A 17940-nucleotide genomic window follows, 5' to 3' on the forward strand; every position below is an offset into this window, starting at 1 on the left:
CGGTCCGATGCGGGATTCACCGGATCCGGCGTCAGTCCTCCACGAGCGCGGCGGAGGTGATCCGGTGCAGCGAGTACCGCTCGTTGTTCTCGCCTTCGAGCACCCCGCCGCCGACGCGCACGGGCCGGACCACGCGCTGGCTCGCCGTCCCGCGGGAGTCGACGAACCCGATCCACACCTCGCGGCGCTCCAGGGTCGCCCGTGACAGCAGTTCCAGCGTTGCCGACGTGTCCGCGCCGCCGCCCACCGGTGCCCGCACCGCGGACCCGCGGCGGCGGACCGTGGCCGCGTCGCCCGCCCGGAGGTTCGAGACGATCCGCGCCGCCTGGTCCTCGGTCAGCACCGCCTGCTCACCCGGGCTGCGGCGGGCCGCCCTGGCCTTGGCGGGCAGGCGGCGGCCGCCCGGCCGGATGTCGACCACGCGGCCGTCCGGGCCCTCCGCCGCCGGGGCGAAGCCGGCGCCGCGCAGGGCGGCCAGGACCTCGTGCAGCGGGTCCGGGCTGATCACCACCGTCGGCGCGATCAGGCGCAGCGCGTGCTCCGCCGCGACGGGGTGGGCCAGCACCTCGGCCAGCAGTGCCTCGTCGTCGCAGCGCAGGAACGACGCCGCGACGCCGCCGCGCAGCCGGCCGTGCCTGCGGGCGACGTCGTCGATCAGGTAGCTCAGCCCCTGCGGGACCGGGGTGGCCGACTTCGCCTTGAACAGCGCGTGCAGCTCGTCGGCCGTGCGGCCGGTGTCCAGCGCCCGGCGCACCGAGCCCTCGGTGATCCGGTAGACCGTCGCGTGCCCCGCCGATTCGACGTCGGCCACCGCGGAGATCTCCGCCGCCAGCTCCGGCTCCAGCGGCCCTGGCGCGACGACCGTCAGGTCGGCCTGCAGCAGCACGCGGTCCACCGGCGCGGGCAGCGCGTCCAGGACCGCCTCGACCGCGCCCGGCCGGTCGTCGGCCAGCAGTGCCCGCGTCGCCGTCGTGAGGCCGCCGAGAGCGACGATCCCGAGGGCGCTCGCCTCGGCCATCGTCCAGCGGACGGTCTCGTCCCGCAGCCGCCCGCCCCGGCGCGGGGCCCGCCAGGCCAGCACCGCGACCAGCTCGTCGACGCTCTTCACCCCGGCGCCGCGGGGCAGGTCGGCCAGTGCGGCCAGAACCCGCCGCCGCGCGACCGGCGCCAGCGGGCGGCGCAGGTCCTCCGACAGCGGGGCGATCGGCTTGTCCTTGGCGTCGCGGCCGCCGGCCAGCCCGGGCAGCCGCGGCAGCTCCAGCCACGCCTGGGCGAGCGTCATCCACCGCTGCGCGGTCGGCGACGCGAGCCACGAGTCGGTCAGCGTCGTCGGCACCCACTCGGGCGCCGTCGCCTCGCTGTCGGCCACGAGCCCGGCGCCCACGACCAGCTCGGCCAGCAGGATCGCCTGGGTTTCGTCGATCTCCAGGTCCTTGGCGAGCTTCTTCAGCTCCCGCACGCCGAGACCGCCCGACTTGAGCACCGGCGGCGGCGCGGCCGACCACGCCCGCAGCAGCGCTTCGGTGTGGCGCAGGAACTCCATCGCCTCGCCGGCCGCCGCTTCGTCCAGGGTGGCCGTCTGGTGCGGGTGGACCGGCAGCTCGGGCTCGGTGAGCGTGCCGGGCGCGAACACCCCGCCGCGCACCGCGATGCCGAGCTCGCGCGGCAGCTCGACGGTCTGGTCGTCCCGCCGCAGCAGCAGGCCGCGGGCGAGCAGCTTCTGCACCGGCGTCCCGGCCTTCTCGAGCGGGAGGTCCAGCCCGGCGTCGCGGGTGCGGCCGATCGGCGGGCCGGCGGCGAGGGCGGTCAGCACGCCGCGCTCGTCGTCGGGCAGCTCGGCGAGCCGCGCCTTGAGGTCTTCTCCGGCCAGCGACGGCGCCGACGCGCCCAGCCCGGCCGGGAACGGCCCGAGGGCCTCCCGCGCCGCGGGCGGTACGCGCAGGGCGTCATCCGGGCCCCAGGTCAGCGCCCGCGCGCGCAGGCACGCCAGCGGCGCGGCGATGTCGGCCCCGACCAGCTTCGCGACCTCGGCCACGGGCACCGGGTCGCGGTCCGCGCCGGCGAGCAGGCACGCTTCGAGCACGGCCAGGGTGAAGGTGTCGAGGTCCTCACAGGCGCGCGCGACCGAGCCCGGCGTGCCGGCCCGGGTGGCCAGCACCGTGCTGTCGGACGGCGGGGGCGTGGACAGGTCGCGCCGCGTGCGGAGCAGCTCGGCGAGTGCGTCGTCGGACTCCGCACGCAGCCAGTCCGCCAAAGAGGTCGCGGGCATAGAAGACCAGGGTACCGGGCGGTTGCGCCGGGCCCGCGGGGCTCAGGCAGACTGTCCCAGGAGAACCGGACACCGCTGTGGAGGACGTTGTGGCCAAGGGTGAGAAGAAGCACAAGGGCGTCGACCCGACCTGGCCGGGCGAGGCCGGCGAGCACCCGGTGACCGAGCTCGCGTCCGACCGCCAGGGCGCGCTTTCGCCGTTCGGCGACATCACTTTCCCGCTCGACACCGTGCCTTACGTGCACCCCGAGACCGAGATCAACCGCTGAGCACATAGTTACTGGTCAGTACCGGTATCGGGCCCTCGTGAGGGCGGTCACGGGAGTAGGTTTCCTCCCGTCCCAGCCCACCTTCTTTCCCACACGGGGGTAGTGCCATGCCGGTTCCCGGTCCCGGATATTCGATCACCGTCCGGGTGGAGGCCCCGGCCTCGGTCACGGCGGCCGGTGACCTGACCGCCGCCGTCGGGCGCGTCGGCGGCGTGCTGACCGCGTTCGACGTCGTCGAGTCGCACTCCGACTCGATCGTGGTCGACATCAGCGCCAACGCGCTGTCGGAGAACCACGCGAACGACATCACCCAGACGCTGGACTCGCTGCCCGGCGTCAAGGTCCGCAAGGTCTCCGACCGGACGTTCCTGATCCACCTCGGCGGCAAGATCGAGGTCACGCCGAAGGTCGCGCTCCGCAACCGTGACGACCTCTCCCGCGCCTACACCCCGGGGGTGGCCCGCGTCTGCCAGGCGATCGCCGCCAACCCCGAGGACGCGCGCCGGCTGACCATCAAGCGCAACACCGTGGCGGTGCTCACCGACGGCTCCGCGGTGCTCGGCCTCGGCAACATCGGCCCGGCGGCGGCGCTGCCGGTGATGGAGGGCAAGGCGGCGCTGTTCAAGAAGTTCGCCGACGTCGACGCGTGGCCGGTCTGCCTGGACACCCAGGACACCGAAGAGATCATCCTGATCGCCAAGGCGCTGGCCCCGGTGTACGCGGGCATCAACCTCGAGGACATCGCCGCGCCGCGCTGCTTCGAGATCGAAAAGCGCCTGCGCGAGCAGCTGGACATCCCGGTGTTCCACGACGACCAGCACGGCACGGCGATCGTGGTCGTCGCGGCGCTGCGCAACGCCCTGCGCGTGGTGGGCAAGAACATCGAGGACTGCAAGATCGTGGTCAGCGGCGTCGGCGCGGCCGGCTCGGCGATCATCCGCCTGCTGCTGCAGAAGAACCCGGGCGACATCGTCGCGGCGGACATCGACGGCATCGTCCACTCCGCGCGCGGCAACCTCGACGACAACCTGGCCTGGATCGCCTCGCACACGAACAAGGAGCAGGTCAGCGGCACCCTGCACGAGGCCCTCGTGGGCGCGGACGTGTTCATCGGTGTGTCGGCACCCAACCTGTTCGGCGCCGAGCAGGTGGCGACCATGAAGTCCGACGCGGTGGTGTTCGCGCTGGCCAACCCGGACCCGGAGGTCGACCCGCTGGAGGCCCAGAAGCACGCCGCGGTGGTGGCGACGGGCCGCAGCGACTTCCCGAACCAGATCAACAACGTCCTGGCGTTCCCGGGCGTGTTCCGCGGCCTGCTGGACGCCCACGCCCACAACATCGACGACTCGATGCTGCTCGCGGCGGCGGACGCGATCGCCGACGTGGTGGACAACGGGAAGCTGAACGCGTCGTTCATCGTGCCGAGCGTGTTCGACAGCGCCGTGGCGCCGGCGGTCGCGGAAGCCGTGCGGAAGGCCGTGCGCGCGGAGCGCTGAGCCCCGAGTGGACACTGCCGAGCTTCTCCGGCGCGCCGCCGGGCTGGTCCCCGAGACCACCCGGAGCGCTGCCGGCTTCGGTGCCGCCGACGTCCTCGACTGCCTCCGCGACGACGACTGGGACCTCGCGCTCGCCATCCTCGAGGACGTCGATGGCTTCGGGTGGCAGACCGTCGAATACTGGGACCTCCTCCAGGAGGCCGCCCGGCACCTGCACCTCGAACGCCGGGTCGCCTGGTGCCGGTGGCGAGGGTGGGAAACCCGGCACGGCGTCATCCGGGCCGATCTCCGGCTGATCGCCCCCGAGGCCGGCGGCCGTCGCCTCCCGATCCCCGGGGACGGGTTGCTGCGGCCGATGTGGGCGATCGGCCGGTCCGCCTTCGACCTGCACGTCGCGAAGATCTGGGTCGAGTCCGCTCCCGAGCTCGAGCCGGGTGGACGGGGCGCGGTCCGGCTCGCCCCGCTCACCCCGCCGAGCTGGCGCCACCTCACCCCGGGCGACTCGATCACCATGCACGAGCGGCCACCGGTCGCGGGTACCGCGACGATCACCGAGGTGTGGCACCCCGAGGCGGCTCGGCCGGGCGTCGCCGGTGGTGCCGACCCCCACCGCGGGCCGCGGAAGTAGCCTCGGCAGGTGAGTGAACTCAGCCACGTCGACGAGACCGGGGCCGCGCGGATGGTCGACGTCTCCGGCAAGACCGCCACCGCGCGCACCGCGCTCGCCGCCGGCACCGTCCGGACCACCGCCGAGGTGCTCCGCCTGCTGGCCACCGACGGCCTGCCCAAGGGCGATGCCCTCGCCACCGCGCGCATCGCCGGGATCATGGGTGCCAAGCGGGTGCCCGAGCTGATCCCGCTATGCCACCAGATCGCGCTCTCCGGGGTCAAGGTCGAGTTCGCACTCGGCGAGGCCGAGGTCGGCATCCGCGCGACGGCGAAGACCACCGACGTCACCGGGGTCGAGATGGAGGCGCTGACCGCGGTGGCGGTGGCCGGGCTGACGCTGCACGACATGATCAAGGCCGTCGACCCGGCGGCGACGCTGGACGAGGTCCGCCTGCTCCGCAAGGACGGCGGCAAGACCGGAACCTGGGAGCGGCCGTGAAGCGCACCGCACGCGTGATCGTGGCGTCCAACCGCGCCGCGAAGGGCGTCTACGAAGACAAGACCGGCCCGGTGATCGCCGCCTGGCTGGCGGACCGCGGCTACGACGTCCCGGCGCCGATCGTCGTCGAGGACGGCGACCCGGTGGGCGTGGCGCTGCGGGCGGCGCTGGCCGAGGGGGTCGCCGTGGTCCTCACCACCGGCGGCACCGGCATCTCGCCGACCGACCGCACCCCGGACGTCACCCGGGCGGTCCTGGACCACGAGCTGCCGGGCGTGGCGGACGCGATCCGCGCGGCCGGCCTGCCGAAGGTGCCGACGGCGGTGCTCTCGCGCGGCGTGGCGGGCGTGGCGGGCCGCACCCTGGTGGTGAACCTGCCGGGCTCCACCGGCGGCGTCAAGGACGGCCTCGGCGTGCTGGACGGCGTGCTCGAGCACGCGGTGGACCAGCTGGCCGGCGGCGACCACCCCCGGCCGGCCACAGGGGGTCCCGCGGTGCGGGTGGTGCGGGCGGCGGTGACCGAGGAGCCGCTGTCGGTCGAGGAGCACGCCCGCCTGGTCGAGGACGACGCGGCGGGCGCGGTGGTGACGTTCGCGGGCGTGGTCCGCGACCACGACGGCGGCAAGGGCGTCCGCGACCTGACGTACGAGGGCCACCCGAGCGCGGGCCAGGTGATCGCCGACGTGGTCGCGGACTTGTCGGCGCGCTGGAGCGGCGTGCGCGCGGTGGCGGTGAGCCACCGGCTGGGTGCGCTGACGATCGGCGACGTCGCACTGGCGTGCGCGGTGGCGGCGGAGCACCGGGGGCAGGCGTTTTCGGCGTGCTCGGAGCTGGTGGACGAGGTCAAGGCGCGGCTGCCGGTCTGGAAGCACCAGCACTTCACCGACGGCACTGATGAGTGGGTCAACTCGCCGTAAGCCGGACCGCGGCGAGCTGGCGGGACGGGCTGCTGAGGCGGCTCGCGCGGCGTGGCGTGGGCGGGCCTGCGCATTGTCGGCGTGACTGGCCGGTGAGCACCTCCCGCTGGAAGGCGCGTCACGGATCCGGAGAGCTGGGTGCTTCGCGTCGGCCTGTCCCCGTTCGGCCGCGCTGGGCGGTTTGCGCGCCCTGAGCGGGCGATGCGCGCCATGAGAGGGCTGAGGCCGTGTCGGGGGGCGCCTGCGTGGCGAATCCGGCCGCGTCGGGCGCCTCTGGCCGCCGGCTCGGGCTTGGCCTCCGGCCCCCGGTGTCCAGCTTACCGGCGGGGACCGACAGTTCCGGCGCGCCGACGGGACCCGTGGAACGCGTGAAGGGCTCCCACCGCCCGGGGGATCGGCGGTGGGAGCCCTTTCAGGTCACGGCTCGAGGCCGGACTCGCGCATCACTGCGTGATCGTCACTTGGTGGCGATCTTCTGCCCGACGAGGATCAGGTCCGCGTTCGGGATGTACTTCGCGTTCAGCTCCTGCAGCTTCTGGTAGCCGCCCTGGACGTTGAACTGCTTGGCGATCTTGGACAGGGTGTCGCCCGCCACGACGGTGTAGTCACCGGCCGGGTTGGAGCTGCTCACGCCGGTCGCCGCGGGGGCAGCAGCCGGGGCCGCCGCCTTCTTCGGGGCGGGCGCGGAGGTGCTCTTCTTCGGGGTCACCTTCTTGGTGACCTTGCCGGTGGCCTTGGGGGCCGACGAACCGCTGCCGCCCTTCTTGCCGCAGACCGGCCAGGCGCCGATGCCCTGGCCCTGCAGGACGCGCTCGGCCACGGCGATCTGCTCCTCGCGGGAAGCGTTCGCCGCGCTGCCGGTACCGCCGTAGGCCTTCCACGTGCTCTGCGAGAACTGCAGGCCGCCGTAGTAGCCGTTGCCGGTGTTGGTGTTCCAGTTGCCGCTGCTCTCGCACTGCGCGATGGCGTCCCAGTTGGTCGCCGACGCGGGGGTCGCGGCGATCGCGAGGGGGGCGCCGACCGCGATGCCCGCGATGGCGACGCGAGCGACGGTGCGGGTGGCAGCGGACATCTTGCGGTGCTTGCCTCGGTAAGACATTTGGATGCTTCTCGGTTTCCCAGCGCCTACGAACCGGTGTGCGGGTCAGGATCGGGGTCCTGGCGCCGGCCATCCCAGGCCGGCAGACGAGTCCGACGCACGTCGCGTCTTCGTCGTCCCCTCGTCCCTGTCCGGAAATGCTTTCGCTCGGGGTATGGGTCCGGGATTCCGTCGGACAGGGCTGGGCGCTACGGATTCCCGGTCTTGCGTCGGTCGGTCGGGGCCAACCGAAAAGCGACGGTACGTAACGATCGCCGTGATCGGAAATTATTCGGGGCGTGACCTACGTCACAGTAACGACACGCAACCCCTGTCGATATGCATGTTTGTGCAGGTCAGACGGCCGTTATCTGGCCGTTTCCTCCCCGAGATAAAACACGGATCGTGAGGCTTGCATCACGTGTTCGGCGGCGCGAATGGGCCATTCGCGACGTCCGGATCGCGATTGGAGCGCGCATCTTATGGGTGCTCCGGCGACGGCGCCAGACTTGACAATCGTGCCCCAGTTGCCCCAAGAGTCACAGCAGTCCCACCTGTTCGTGCGGTTTGCCGACCCGGTCGGAGCGCCGGTACCGGCCGTCCCGATTCGCGGATACCGACGCAGGGCGACGGACCAGGTCAAACGGGTCACCGGACGGGTGGTGGCCGAACGGGAATCAGCTTCTCGCGAACACCCGGAATCGGTGACGCGCCACGCCGGGGTCCCGGAAACCCGGTCGGCGAGCGGTCGGCCGCCGTACCCGAGCGGTCACGGTTCTACAGGGAGTACGAAGTCCCGGGCCTGCGCCGGACGGAGCAACACGTGTGATCGAAGGGTCGACACCCGTGATTGGAGGGTCGACACGCGTGATCCGAGGGTCGACACGCGTGATCCGAGGGTCGACACGCGCCGACACCTCCGCCACGCCGTGTCGACGCCTCAATCACGCGTGTCGACCCCTCAAACACGTGAGCCGACCCGCCAATCACGCGAGCCGGCGCGTCCGGGAGCGTCAGCCGCCGGCGAACGGGGGGAGGACGTCCAGCTCGGCGCCGTCGCGGAGGGGGCGGGTCAGGTCGCGGACCGCGATGCCGTCCAGCAGGTAGCTGACCGCCTCCAGGACCCGCGGCAGCGACGTGGGGTGCAGGCGGGCCAGCTCGGCGACCGCGTCGGCGACCGACGCCCCGTCCGGCAGCTGCACCTTCTCCTCTTCCACGCCCGCCGCGGCCCGTGCCGAAGCGAAGTACCGCACCACGATGGTCATCGTCGCCACGTCAACCGCCGATCGCGCTCATCGGCCGGATCGGCTGCGCGAACCCGGCGTCGTTGATCTCGTGCCCGGCGAGCTTGCCCCACATCGTCGCCCGCCAGGCGTCCGCCACCTCCTCATCGCGCGCGCCCGCGCGCACGAGGGACCGCAGATCCGTCTCGTCGTTGCTGAACAGGCAGGAGCGCACCGCGCCGTCGGCGGTCAGCCGGGTCCGTTCGCAGGCCGAGCAGAACGGCCGGGTCACCGACGCGATCACGCCGACGTCGCCGGGGCCGCCGTCGACCAGCCAGCGCTCGGCCGGCGCGCCGCCGCGGGCCTCCGAGGCCGGCGTCAGCTCGAACGACTCCTGCAGCATCGCAAGGATCTCCGCCGCGGTGATCATCTCGCCGCGGTTCCAGCCGTGCTGGGCGTCCAGCGGCATCTGCTCGATGAACCGCAGGTGGTAGCCCTCGTCGAGGCAGAACTTCAGCAGCGGCACGGCTTCGGACTCGTTGAGCCCGCGGATCAGCACCGCGTTGACCTTCACCGGCGCCATCCCGGCGTCCCGCGCCGCGGCGAGGCCGGCGATCACGTGCGAGAGCCGGTCGCGCCGGGTGATCGTCTTGAACAGCTCGGGGTCGACGGTGTCGAGCGAGACGTTGATCCGGTTCAGCCCGGCGGCCGCGAGCCCGGCCGCGCGCTTGGCGAGCCCGATCCCGTTGGTGGTCATGGACAACCGAGGCCGGGGCGACAACGCCGTGATCCGCGCGACGAGGTCCTCGAGGCCCGGCCGCAGCAGCGGTTCCCCGCCGGTGAGCCGGATGTCGGTGACGCCGAGCAGCTCGACGGCGATCCGCATCAGCCGGACCAGCTCGTCGTCGGTCAGCACCTGCTCGCCCGGCATCCAGTCGAGGCCTTCCGCGGGCATGCAGTAGGTGCAGCGCAGATTGCACCGGTCCGTCAGGGAAACCCGCAGATCGGTGGCCACCCGGCCGAAGGTGTCGATGAGGCGGGAGTTCTCGGGCCGGGGCACACGAGATGACCCTCGTGTGCCGGGGACGCGAGGCAACCCGAGATCCACTGCTGTCATTACGCACAGAGTAGCTCTTGGAAGAGCGTGCTGGGATACTTTGCCCGGTAAGTTGTTCAGCGGACGAACCAACGAGGGCATGTGACGGAAAAGACTTACCCGGTCACCGAAGAGGAGCTCTTCCGCTTCGCGGAATTGGGTCGCCAGGGCAGCACCTTCACCGTCCTCCGGCACGCCAGGATCGCCGAGCGGATGGGGCTGTCCGGCACCGACCACAAGACCTTCGACCTGCTCATCCAGGCCGACGGGCCGCTCACCGCGGGCCGGATCGCCGGGCTGACCGGCCTGTCCACCGGCGCGGTCACCGGCGTCGTCGACCGCCTGGAGAAGGTCGGGCTGGTCCGCCGCGTGCGCGACCCCGAGGACCGCCGCAAGGTCCTCGTCGAGGTGGTCCCGGGTGCCGCCGAACGCTTCGCGCCGCTCTTCGAGTCGGCCTTCGGAGCCCTTCGTGACGTCCTCACGCAGTTTTCCCCGGCCGAGCGAAAAGCGATCGAGCGTTATCAGAACGTCATCCTCGAACAACTCCGCGCCGAAGTCATGGACAACTCGCGTCCCGCGTAGCTTTTCCTCAACTGCGGAGATAATGTCTTCGGCATGCCGCAATTTCGGTTGTCCGAGGCCGCGCGCCTGCTCGGGGTCAGCGACGACACCGTCCGGAGGTGGGTGCGCTCGGGGCAGCTGACCGCCACCGACGACGCCGCCGGCCGCAAGGTCGTGGACGGCGCCCAGCTCGCCGGGTTCGCCAGGGCGCAGGCCGCCGCACCCGACGACCCGTCCGCGGTCGGCCGGTCGGCCCGCAATAGGTTCGTGGGGCTGGTCACCGAGGTCATCGCCGACAAGGTGATGGCCCAGGTGGAACTGCAGTGCGGGGCGCACCGCGTGGTGTCCCTGATGAGTACCGAAGCCGTCCGCGAGCTGGGCCTGCGCCCGGGGGTGCTCGCGGTCGCCGTGGTCAAAGCGACCACCGTCGTGGTGGAGACACCGGAAGGAAGTAGATGAAGAAGCTCGCTCTCGTCGTGGCTGCCGTCGCCCTGTTCGCGGGCGCCTGCAGCAGCTCGGACGAGCCCAGCACGAAGCCCGGCGCGTCGGTCACCGCGCCCGCGCCCAAGGGGGCCGCGAACTCGGGTGGCGGCACGCTGACCGTGTTCGCCGCCGCGTCGCTCACCGAGTCGTTCACCGAGCTCGGCAAGGCCTTCGAGGCCAAGCACCCGGGCACGACCGTGAAGTTCAGCTTCGCGGGCTCGTCCGGCCTGGTCCAGCAGCTGACGAACGGCGCGAAGGCCGACGTCTTCGCCTCGGCCGACCAGGCCAACATGGACAAGGCCGTCCAGGGTGGCGTGATCGACGGCCAGCCGACGGTCTTCGCGACCAACAAGCTCGCCATCGCGGTCGCCCCGGGCAACCCGAAAGGCATCAAGTCGTTCGCGGACCTGAACAAGGCCGGCCTGACCGTGATCACCTGCGCGCCGCAGGTGCCGTGCGGTGCGGCGGCCAAGAAGGTCGAGACGGCCACCGGCGTCACGCTCAAGCCGAAGAGCGAGGAGCAGGACGTCAAGCAGGTGCTGAACAAGGTCGCCTCCGGGGACGCCGACGCGGGCCTCGTCTACGTCACCGACACGACGTCGGCCGCGGGCAAGGTCGACAAGGTCGACTTCCCCGAGGCCGCCCAGGCGGTCAACAGCTACCCGATCGCCGTGGTCAAGGGCGGGCAGAGCGCGCTGGCCAAGGAGTTCGACGACTTCGTCCTCGGCGCCGAAGGCAAGACCGAGCTGACCAAGGTCGGGTTCGGCCCTGCGCAGTAGGCGCTCCTCGGGCGGGCGGCCGGGATCCGTCCCGGCCGCCCGTTCGCGCGTCCCGTGGGTGCTGGGCATCCCCGCCGCCGTCGCGCTGGCGCTGGTCGTGCTGCCGGTCGTCGGCCTGCTGGTGCGCTCGGACCTGACGCGGCTGCCGTCGCTGATCGCCACGCCGTCGTCGTGGCACGCGCTGCGGCTGTCGCTGCTCACCGCCGCGTTGTCCACGCTGGCCTGCGTGCTGCTCGGCGTCCCGCTGGCCGTCGTCCTCGCGCGGGCCCGCTTCCGCGGGGTCCGGCTGCTGCGCTCGATCGTGCTGCTGCCGCTGGTGCTCCCGCCGGTCGTCGGCGGCCTCGCGCTGCTCTACCTGCTCGGCCGCAAGGGCTTCCTCGGCATGCTGATCACCGCGCTGACCGGGGAGTCCGTCCCGTTCACCACGACGGCGGTGGTCATCGCGCAGACGTTCGTCGCGATGCCGTTCCTGGTGGTCAGCCTCGAAGGAGCGCTGCGCGGCTCCGGCGACTGCTACGAGCAGGTCGCCGCGACCCTCGGCGCGCGCCCGTGGACCGTCTTCCGGCGGGTCACGCTGCCGCTGCTGCTGCCCGCGCTCGGCTCCGGCGTCGTCCTCAGCTTCGCCCGCGCGCTCGGCGAGTTCGGCGCCACGATCACCTTCGCCGGCAGCCTCGAAGACGTCACCCGCACGCTGCCGCTGGAGGTCTACACGCAGGCCGAAGTGGACATCGACAGCGCCGTCGCGCTCTCCCTGCTGCTCATCGTGGTGGCGGTGGCCGTGATCGCCGTCGCGCGGCCGCGCTCGTGGGAAGGCGGCCTCCGGTGAGCCTCACCGCCCGGATCACCGCCGTGCGCGGCTCGTTCGGCCTCGACGTCGAGCTCGACGTCCCCGCCGGGCACGTGCTCGCCCTGCTCGGCCCGAACGGCTCCGGCAAGTCGACCGTCCTCGGCTGCCTCGCCGGGCTGATCACGCCGGCGTCGGCGGAGATCACGGTGGCGGGTCGCGCGTTGGCCGGCGTGCCGCCGCACCGCCGTGGCATCGGGCTGCTCTCCCAGGACGCCCTGCTCTTCCCGCACCTGTCCGCAGTGGACAACGTCGCTTTCTCGCCGCGCTCGACCGGCGCCGGCCGCCGCGCCGCCCGGGAGCGCGCGTACTACTGGCTGGCCGAAGTGGACGCCGCCGCGCTGGCCGACCGGCGGCCGGGGCAGCTGTCGGGTGGCCAGGCCCAGCGCGTCGCCATCGCCAGGGCCTTGGCCGCCGAGCCGGACCTGCTGCTGCTCGACGAGCCCTTCGCCGCCCTCGACGTCGACGCCGCCCCGGCGATCCGCGGCCTGCTGCGGCGGGTGCTGAAGACCGGGCCGACGACCGTGCTCGTCACGCACGACCCGCTGGACGCGCTCGCGCTCGCCGACCACGTCGCGGTGCTGAACGAGGGCCGGATCGTCGAACGCGGTCCCACCCGGGACGTGCTTTCAGCCCCGCGGACGGCGTTCACCGCGCGGATCGCCGGCCTCAACCTGGTCGCCGGCACCGCGGTCGCCGACGGCCTGCGGACGCCTTCGGGCGATGTCGTGAGCGGGCTCCCGGCGGCGGACGTGGTCGTGGGGGAGCCGGCGGTGGCGGTGTTCCCGCCCAACGCCGTCGCGGTCTACCCGCACGACGGCGAGCACCGCGGCAGCCCGCGCAACACCGCCGACGCCATCGTCGCGGCCCTGGAGCCGCACGGGCCGGTGATCCGCCTCCGGGCCGAGGGCGACGGCTGGGCCCACGGCCTCACCGCCGACCTCACCCCGGCCGCCGTCGCCGAGCTCGCGCTGGAGCCCGGCTCGGCGGTGACGCTGTCGGTGAAGGCCGCGACCGTGGCGGTGCACCCGGCCGCGGCCTCCTGACCGGCGGGATCAGGCCGCGTCGTCGTGGTGGTGGCCGCCGCCGGGGTGGACGTGGAACTTCGCCACCGCCGGCGGGTGCACGACGAACGGCCGCATCATGCCCTCGTCCTCGTGGTCGAGGATGTGGCAGTGGTACATGAACTCGCCGGTGCCGCCCCCGAACCGCCCGGCGACGCTCACCCACTGGCCGGGGTTCACGATGATCGTGTCCTTCCAGCCCTCCTCGTACTTCTCCAGCGGGACGTCGGTGAAGCCGTCGATGGGGGCCGTCGTCCGCTCGGTGGCCTGGTCGAACGTCGTCGTGAAGCGCCGCCGGAACAGGGCCTGGAACTCCGTCAGGTGGATGTGGATCGGGTGGGCCGGGCCGCCGTTGGCGACGTGCAGGATGTTCCACACCGCCCACCGGTCGTGGTCGATGAAGATGCCGGTGGTGTCGTCGAAGATCCGCCCGACCATCCGGAACGTCTTCAGGCCGCCGTTCGGGTCCTGGACCTGGATGATCCCTTCGCCGCCCGGGTCGGCCTCGACCTGCTCGAGGTCCCACAGCTCGGGGTGGCCCGCCTTGTTCAACAGCAGCGCGACCCAGACGTGGTCGTGGTCCTCCGGCAGGGTCGTGCCGTGCTGCAGCCGCACGTACGACGTCGAAATCTTCTCCGGCAGGGTGAACCCGTCGTGCTCGGGGCCGCCGGCCACCCGGAACTCCATCAGGTCCGGCTCGACCACGCCCAGCCGCGGGTCGGCGTTGCGCAGCTTCAGCTTCTGCCCCTTGAAGCGGCTGAAGTCGATGAGGACGTCGAAGCGCTCGGCCGGGGCGACGGTCAGCCCGCCGTTCGGCAGCGGCGCCGGCGCGGGCAGCAGGCCGCCGTCGGTGCCGATCAGGCGGACGGCGTCGTTGACTCCCGCGTTGTTCTCGTCGACCAGGTTCAGCGTGTAGAACCGCGAGTTGGCCGCGTTGAGCAGCCGGAAGCGGTACCACCGCGGTTCGACGTCCAGGTGCGGCCAGATCACGCCGTTGACCAGGTTGAACGGGCCCGAGAACGGGATCGCCGGGCCGGACGGCGGGATGAACGGGAACTTGAACAGCAGCTGCCCGGTGAGCGCGCCGGTGGCCGGGTCGACGTCCAGGTTCCGGTCGGTGATGATCAACGGGACCTCCCGGTCGCCGTGCGGCAGGCGGAGGGCGTCCTCCTCGTCGTCGCGGATCAGGTACATCCCGGCCAGGCCCGTGTGGACGTTGAAGCGGGTGATCGCCATCGCGTGGTCGTGGTACCACAGCGGCATGGCCTGCTGGCGGTTCTGGTACTCGGCCAGCTGGGCCGTCCCGGTGAGGCCGGCGTTGTGCGCCCAGCCGTCGTTGCCGGCGTTCGTGCGCGCGCCGTGGAGGTGCACGACCGTCCAGGCCGGCAGGTCGGCGACGCCCTCGACGATCGAGTAGTCCTTCTTGTCCAGCTCGCGGCCGGGGCGGCTGGCCGGTGCGTCCGCGAGCGGCCCCTGAACGGCCACGAGCGGGAACTCGCCGTCGATTTCGTTCGACCACGAAATCCGCAGCTTCCGGCCGCTGCGCACTTCGATCGTCGGGCCCGGGAAATGACCTGCGTACGTCCACAACGTACTTTCGGGCAATTCAGAGTGCAGCCGCTGCCGCTTCGCGACCATCGGAATGGTGATCAATTCCCGGCCGCGCGGCCGGAACACCGGCGGAACCGGCAGCGGGTCGAGGAACTTGGTGAGTCCCCAGTTCGGCGCGGTGATCGGCCCGGCAGCCGCCGGGCGCTCGATGATTTCGGTCATGATTATCCCCCTTCTGTTCGGGGGCAGGAAGAATGGCGCGGCGGCGCGCACGCCGTCGACGTCGAAAAGTATTCCCCCGAACCCCCTCTGTGACCGGGCGCGCGACTCCCCTCGCGTTACCGGTAATTCCGATGGTAGCCCTTTTCGGTGTATCACGCAGGTGTCTCGCCCGCGTGATAGGTTCTCCCACCATGAACGAACGCCGGTGGACGTACCTCTCCGACATGGACGGCGTCCTGGTGAAGGAGGAGCACCTCGTCCCGGGGGCCGACGAGTTCCTCGCCGAGCTGAAGGCGAACGGCATCGACTTCCTGGTGCTGACGAACAACTCGATCTACACCCCGCGCGACCTGCGGGCGCGGCTGGAGCGCACCGGCCTCGACATCCCCGAGGAGTCGATCTGGACCTCGGCGCTGGCCACCGCGAAGTTCCTCTCGTCGCAGCGGCCGAACGGCTCGGCGTACGTCATCGGCGAAGCGGGCCTCACGACGGCGCTGCACGAGGTCGGCTACGTGCTGACCGAGCGCGACCCGGACTACGTCGTGCTGGGCGAGACCCGCACGTACAGCTTCAGCGCCATCACCCGCGCGATCCGGCTGATCGAGGGCGGCGCGAAGTTCATCGCGACGAACCCCGACGCCACCGGCCCGAGCCTGGAGGGCTCGATGCCGGCCACCGGGTCCGTCGCGGCGCTGATCGAGAAGGCCACCGGTCGCTCGCCGTACTACGTCGGCAAGCCGAACCCGCTGATGATGCGCTCGGCGCTGCGCCGGCTCGGCGCGCACTCGGAGTCGACGCTGATGATCGGCGACCGGATGGACACCGACGTGCACTCGGGCATCGAGGCCGGGCTGCAGACCATCCTGGTGCTCACCGGCATATCCACCCCGGAGTCGGCCGAACGCTATCCGTACCGGCCCACCATGGTGATCGACTCGGTCGCCGACCTGATCGGGCGAACCGGGGACCCGTTCGGAGAAGGCTGATCGCCGACCGGGTGGCCGCAGGGCATATCGTCAGCGGATGAGCAAGTCGACGTACGTGGTCGGCGACGTCCACGGGCACCGTGACGAACTCGCCGACGCGCTGAGATCCGAAGGCCTGGTCGACGAGGAGGACAACTGGTCCGGCGGCGAGGACCAGCTGTGGTTCCTCGGCGACTTCGTCGACCGCGGCCCGGACGGCGTCGGCGCGATCGACCTGGTCATGCGGCTCGAAGCGCAGGCGGCCGAGGCCGGCGGCCAGGTCCAGACCCTGCTGGGCAACCACGAGATCCTGGCGCTGGGGATGTACCACTTCGGCGACGAGCCGGTGCCGTCCGACTTCGGCCCGCGCAGCTTCGCCCGCAGCTGGGAGATCAACGGCGGCCTGCTGTCGGACCAGGACCGGCTGACCCCCGAGCACATCGAGTGGCTGACCGCGCGCCCGCTGGCCGCCGTCGCCGCCGATCACCTGCTGCTGCACTCGGACACGCTCGAGTACCTCGACTGGGGCTCGTCGATCGACGAGATCAACGAGGCGGCTCGCGACATCCTCGAGGGCAGCGACATCGAGGCGTGGTGGGACGTCTGGCGCCGGATGACCACGCGGTACGCGTTCCGCGGCCCGGACGGCGAGGAGAACGCCCAGAAGCTGATGGACGCGCTCGGCGGGTCGCGGATCGTGCACGGGCACAGCGTCATCGCCGACCAGCTGGGCATCCACCCGACGCAGATCGAGGGCCCGTTCCTGTACGCGGGCGGCAAGGCCCTCGGCGTCGACGGCGGCCTGTTCGTCGGCGGGCCGTGCCTGGTGGTCGAGCTGCCGTTCTCCCCGGAGTCCTAGGCGATCTCGACGATCTCCTTGCCGAGCGGCACGAGCGAGACCGGGATCAGCTTGAAGTTCGCGATGCCGAGCGGGATGCCGACGATCGTGATGCAGAGCGCGATGCCGGTGAAGACGTGCCCGAGCGCCAGCCACCACCCGGCGAAGACGAACCAGATGACGTTGCCGACGCACGAGGCGGCGCCCGCGTCCCGCCGGTCGACGACCGTGCGCCCGAACGGCCAGAAGGCGTAGCGCGCGATCCGGAACGACGCCAGCCCGAACGGGATGGTGATGATCAGGACGCAGCAGATGACGCCGGCGATCAGGTAGCCGACGGCCATCCAGAAGCCGCACAGGACGAGCCAGATGATGTTCAGCAGGGTGCGCATCAGACGTGCAACTCCCCGCTCAGGACGGTGACGGCCTGGCCGGCGAGGTGGACGCGGTCGCCGTCCTGCCGGGTTTTGACGATCCCGCCGCGTGACGAAGCCTGTTCGCCGGTCAGTTCTTTCCGGTTCATGCGCTCGGACCAGTAGGGCGAGAGGATGCAGTGCGCGGAGCCGGTGACCGGGTCTTCGTCGATGCCGACGCCGGGGGCGAAGAAGCGGCTGACGTAGTCGGTTTCGTCGCCTTGCGCGGTGACCAGGAGCCGTCCGGTCCAGGTGTCCTCGAGCTTGCCGAGGTCGGGTTCGAGGGAACGCACGGTCTCGGCGTCTTTCACGACGGCGAAGAGGTTTTCGACGCCGCGGCCGGTGTACTCGATCTCGACGCCGGGGAGGATCCCGGAGAGGTCGTCGTCGGTCGGCCGCGGCGGGTCGGAGGGGAAGTCCAGCTCGACCCAGCCGTCTTTCGCGGTGGCGCGGAGTTCGCCGCTTTTGGTGAGGTAGGTCTGCGCGCCGCCGAGAACGTGCGTGACGGCGAGGGTGGCATGCCCGCAGAGGGCAACTTCCACGGCGGGCGTGAACCACCTCAGCGAATTCGTTGTGGTGACGAAGAAAGCGGTCTCGGCGTGCTTCATTTCAGCGGCGACGGCTTGCATCCAGGCCGGATCGGCGGGTTCGTCAAGGAGCACGACCCCGGCGGAGTTCCCGGCGAAGGCGCGGTCGGTGAAGGCGTCGACGATGAAGAAGCGCATGCCACCAATGTAGCTGTGGCTTTCCGGGTTTCCCTCGGG

General features: G+C 71.8%; 19 protein-coding genes. 12 read left to right on the forward strand and 7 right to left on the reverse strand.

The annotated features are described in order from the left end of the window. Positions 1-31: 31 nt before the first annotated feature. Entirely contained in the window at positions 32-2269 is a 2238-nt protein-coding gene (locus HUT10_RS31750; RefSeq protein ID WP_176174555.1) for a helicase-associated domain-containing protein, read from the reverse strand. Between the two features lie 89 nt (positions 2270-2358). Here HUT10_RS31750 and HUT10_RS31755 point away from each other — a divergent pair, with 89 nt between their 5' ends. From HUT10_RS31755 to HUT10_RS31775, 5 genes are all read left to right on the forward strand, one after another. After that, positions 2359-2538, forward strand: coding sequence for a hypothetical protein (locus HUT10_RS31755; RefSeq protein WP_176174556.1), 180 nt, complete (start codon positions 2359-2361; stop codon positions 2536-2538). Between the two features lie 107 nt (positions 2539-2645). Then, the gene (locus tag HUT10_RS31760; protein WP_176174557.1) at positions 2646-4034 is read left to right on the forward strand and encodes an NAD-dependent malic enzyme; all 1389 of its coding nucleotides are present in this window, start codon (positions 2646-2648) and stop codon (positions 4032-4034) included. A 7-nt stretch (positions 4035-4041) separates the two neighbouring features. Next, a complete protein-coding gene (locus HUT10_RS31765; protein WP_176174558.1) occupies positions 4042-4662 on the forward strand; it encodes a hypothetical protein in 621 nt (206 codons plus the stop codon). 9 nt (positions 4663-4671) lie between these two features. Continuing rightward, positions 4672-5142, forward strand: a complete 471-nt coding sequence (moaC, locus tag HUT10_RS31770; protein ID WP_091318516.1) for a cyclic pyranopterin monophosphate synthase MoaC — start codon at positions 4672-4674, stop codon at positions 5140-5142. Further along, positions 5139-6059, forward strand: a complete 921-nt coding sequence (locus HUT10_RS31775) for a molybdenum cofactor biosynthesis protein MoaE (protein WP_176174559.1) — start codon at positions 5139-5141, stop codon at positions 6057-6059. Before moaC ends, HUT10_RS31775 begins: the two co-directional genes overlap by 4 nt. 457 nt (positions 6060-6516) lie before the next feature. Here the strand turns inward: HUT10_RS31775 and HUT10_RS51905 are convergent, their stop codons facing one another. The 3 genes from HUT10_RS51905 to moaA all read right to left on the reverse strand — a co-directional run bounded on the left by HUT10_RS51905 (position 6517) and on the right by moaA (position 9420). Further along, entirely contained in the window at positions 6517-7158 is a 642-nt protein-coding gene (locus HUT10_RS51905) for a transglycosylase family protein (RefSeq protein ID WP_176174560.1), read from the reverse strand. Between the two features lie 992 nt (positions 7159-8150). Beyond that, complete coding sequence (locus HUT10_RS31785) at positions 8151-8402, reverse strand: MoaD/ThiS family protein (RefSeq protein WP_176174561.1); 252 nt, start codon at positions 8400-8402, stop codon at positions 8151-8153. A gap of 10 nt (positions 8403-8412) precedes the next feature. Then, positions 8413-9420, reverse strand: coding sequence for a GTP 3',8-cyclase MoaA (gene moaA / locus HUT10_RS31790; RefSeq protein WP_176174562.1), 1008 nt, complete (start codon positions 9418-9420; stop codon positions 8413-8415). Positions 9421-9558: 138 nt separating this feature from the next. Here moaA and HUT10_RS31795 point away from each other — a divergent pair, with 138 nt between their 5' ends. From HUT10_RS31795 to HUT10_RS31815, 5 genes are read left to right on the forward strand one after another with little or no spacing between them, the layout of a single operon-like run. After that, entirely contained in the window at positions 9559-10038 is a 480-nt protein-coding gene (locus HUT10_RS31795) for a MarR family winged helix-turn-helix transcriptional regulator (protein ID WP_176174563.1), read from the forward strand. 33 nt (positions 10039-10071) lie between these two features. Then, the gene (locus HUT10_RS31800) at positions 10072-10476 is read left to right on the forward strand and encodes a molybdopterin-binding protein (RefSeq protein ID WP_176174564.1); all 405 of its coding nucleotides are present in this window, start codon (positions 10072-10074) and stop codon (positions 10474-10476) included. Then, complete coding sequence (gene modA, locus HUT10_RS31805; protein WP_176174565.1) at positions 10473-11279, forward strand: molybdate ABC transporter substrate-binding protein; 807 nt, start codon at positions 10473-10475, stop codon at positions 11277-11279. The genes HUT10_RS31800 and modA overlap by 4 nt, the downstream gene beginning before the upstream one ends. Before the next feature lie 58 nt (positions 11280-11337). Then, positions 11338-12105, forward strand: coding sequence for an ABC transporter permease (locus HUT10_RS31810; RefSeq protein ID WP_176174566.1), 768 nt, complete (start codon positions 11338-11340; stop codon positions 12103-12105). Continuing rightward, positions 12102-13169, forward strand: a complete 1068-nt coding sequence (locus HUT10_RS31815) for a sulfate/molybdate ABC transporter ATP-binding protein (RefSeq protein WP_176174567.1) — start codon at positions 12102-12104, stop codon at positions 13167-13169. Before HUT10_RS31810 ends, HUT10_RS31815 begins: the two co-directional genes overlap by 4 nt. A 9-nt stretch (positions 13170-13178) precedes the next feature. Here the strand turns inward: HUT10_RS31815 and HUT10_RS31820 are convergent, their stop codons facing one another. Further along, positions 13179-14960: a multicopper oxidase family protein gene (locus tag HUT10_RS31820; RefSeq protein WP_176174568.1), complete on the reverse strand. Its 1782-nt coding sequence runs from the start codon at positions 14958-14960 to the stop codon at positions 13179-13181. A 191-nt stretch (positions 14961-15151) separates the two neighbouring features. Here HUT10_RS31820 and HUT10_RS31825 point away from each other — a divergent pair, with 191 nt between their 5' ends. Together HUT10_RS31825 and HUT10_RS31830 are read left to right on the forward strand one after the other, a co-directional pair. Continuing rightward, a complete protein-coding gene (locus HUT10_RS31825) occupies positions 15152-15946 on the forward strand; it encodes an HAD-IIA family hydrolase (RefSeq protein ID WP_091318495.1) in 795 nt (264 codons plus the stop codon). 37 nt (positions 15947-15983) lie between these two features. Then, positions 15984-16784 (forward strand): metallophosphoesterase family protein, encoded by an 801-nt coding sequence (locus HUT10_RS31830; RefSeq protein WP_176174569.1) that lies wholly within the window; start codon positions 15984-15986, stop codon positions 16782-16784. On the opposite strand, the gene HUT10_RS31835 is transcribed toward HUT10_RS31830, so the two are convergent. Next, positions 16781-17155: a YccF domain-containing protein gene (locus tag HUT10_RS31835; RefSeq protein ID WP_176174570.1), complete on the reverse strand. Its 375-nt coding sequence runs from the start codon at positions 17153-17155 to the stop codon at positions 16781-16783. The two genes, HUT10_RS31830 and HUT10_RS31835, sit on opposite strands and share 4 nt — an antisense overlap. Beyond that, on the reverse strand, positions 17155-17901 hold the full coding sequence (locus HUT10_RS31840) for a PhzF family phenazine biosynthesis protein (RefSeq protein WP_176174571.1): 747 nt from the start codon (positions 17899-17901) through the stop codon (positions 17155-17157). Before HUT10_RS31840 ends, HUT10_RS31835 begins: the two co-directional genes overlap by 1 nt. Positions 17902-17940: the final 39 nt, after the last annotated feature.

The sequence above is a fragment of the Amycolatopsis sp. Hca4 genome (assembly GCF_013364075.1).
GTDB lineage: Bacteria > Actinomycetota > Actinomycetes > Mycobacteriales > Pseudonocardiaceae > Amycolatopsis.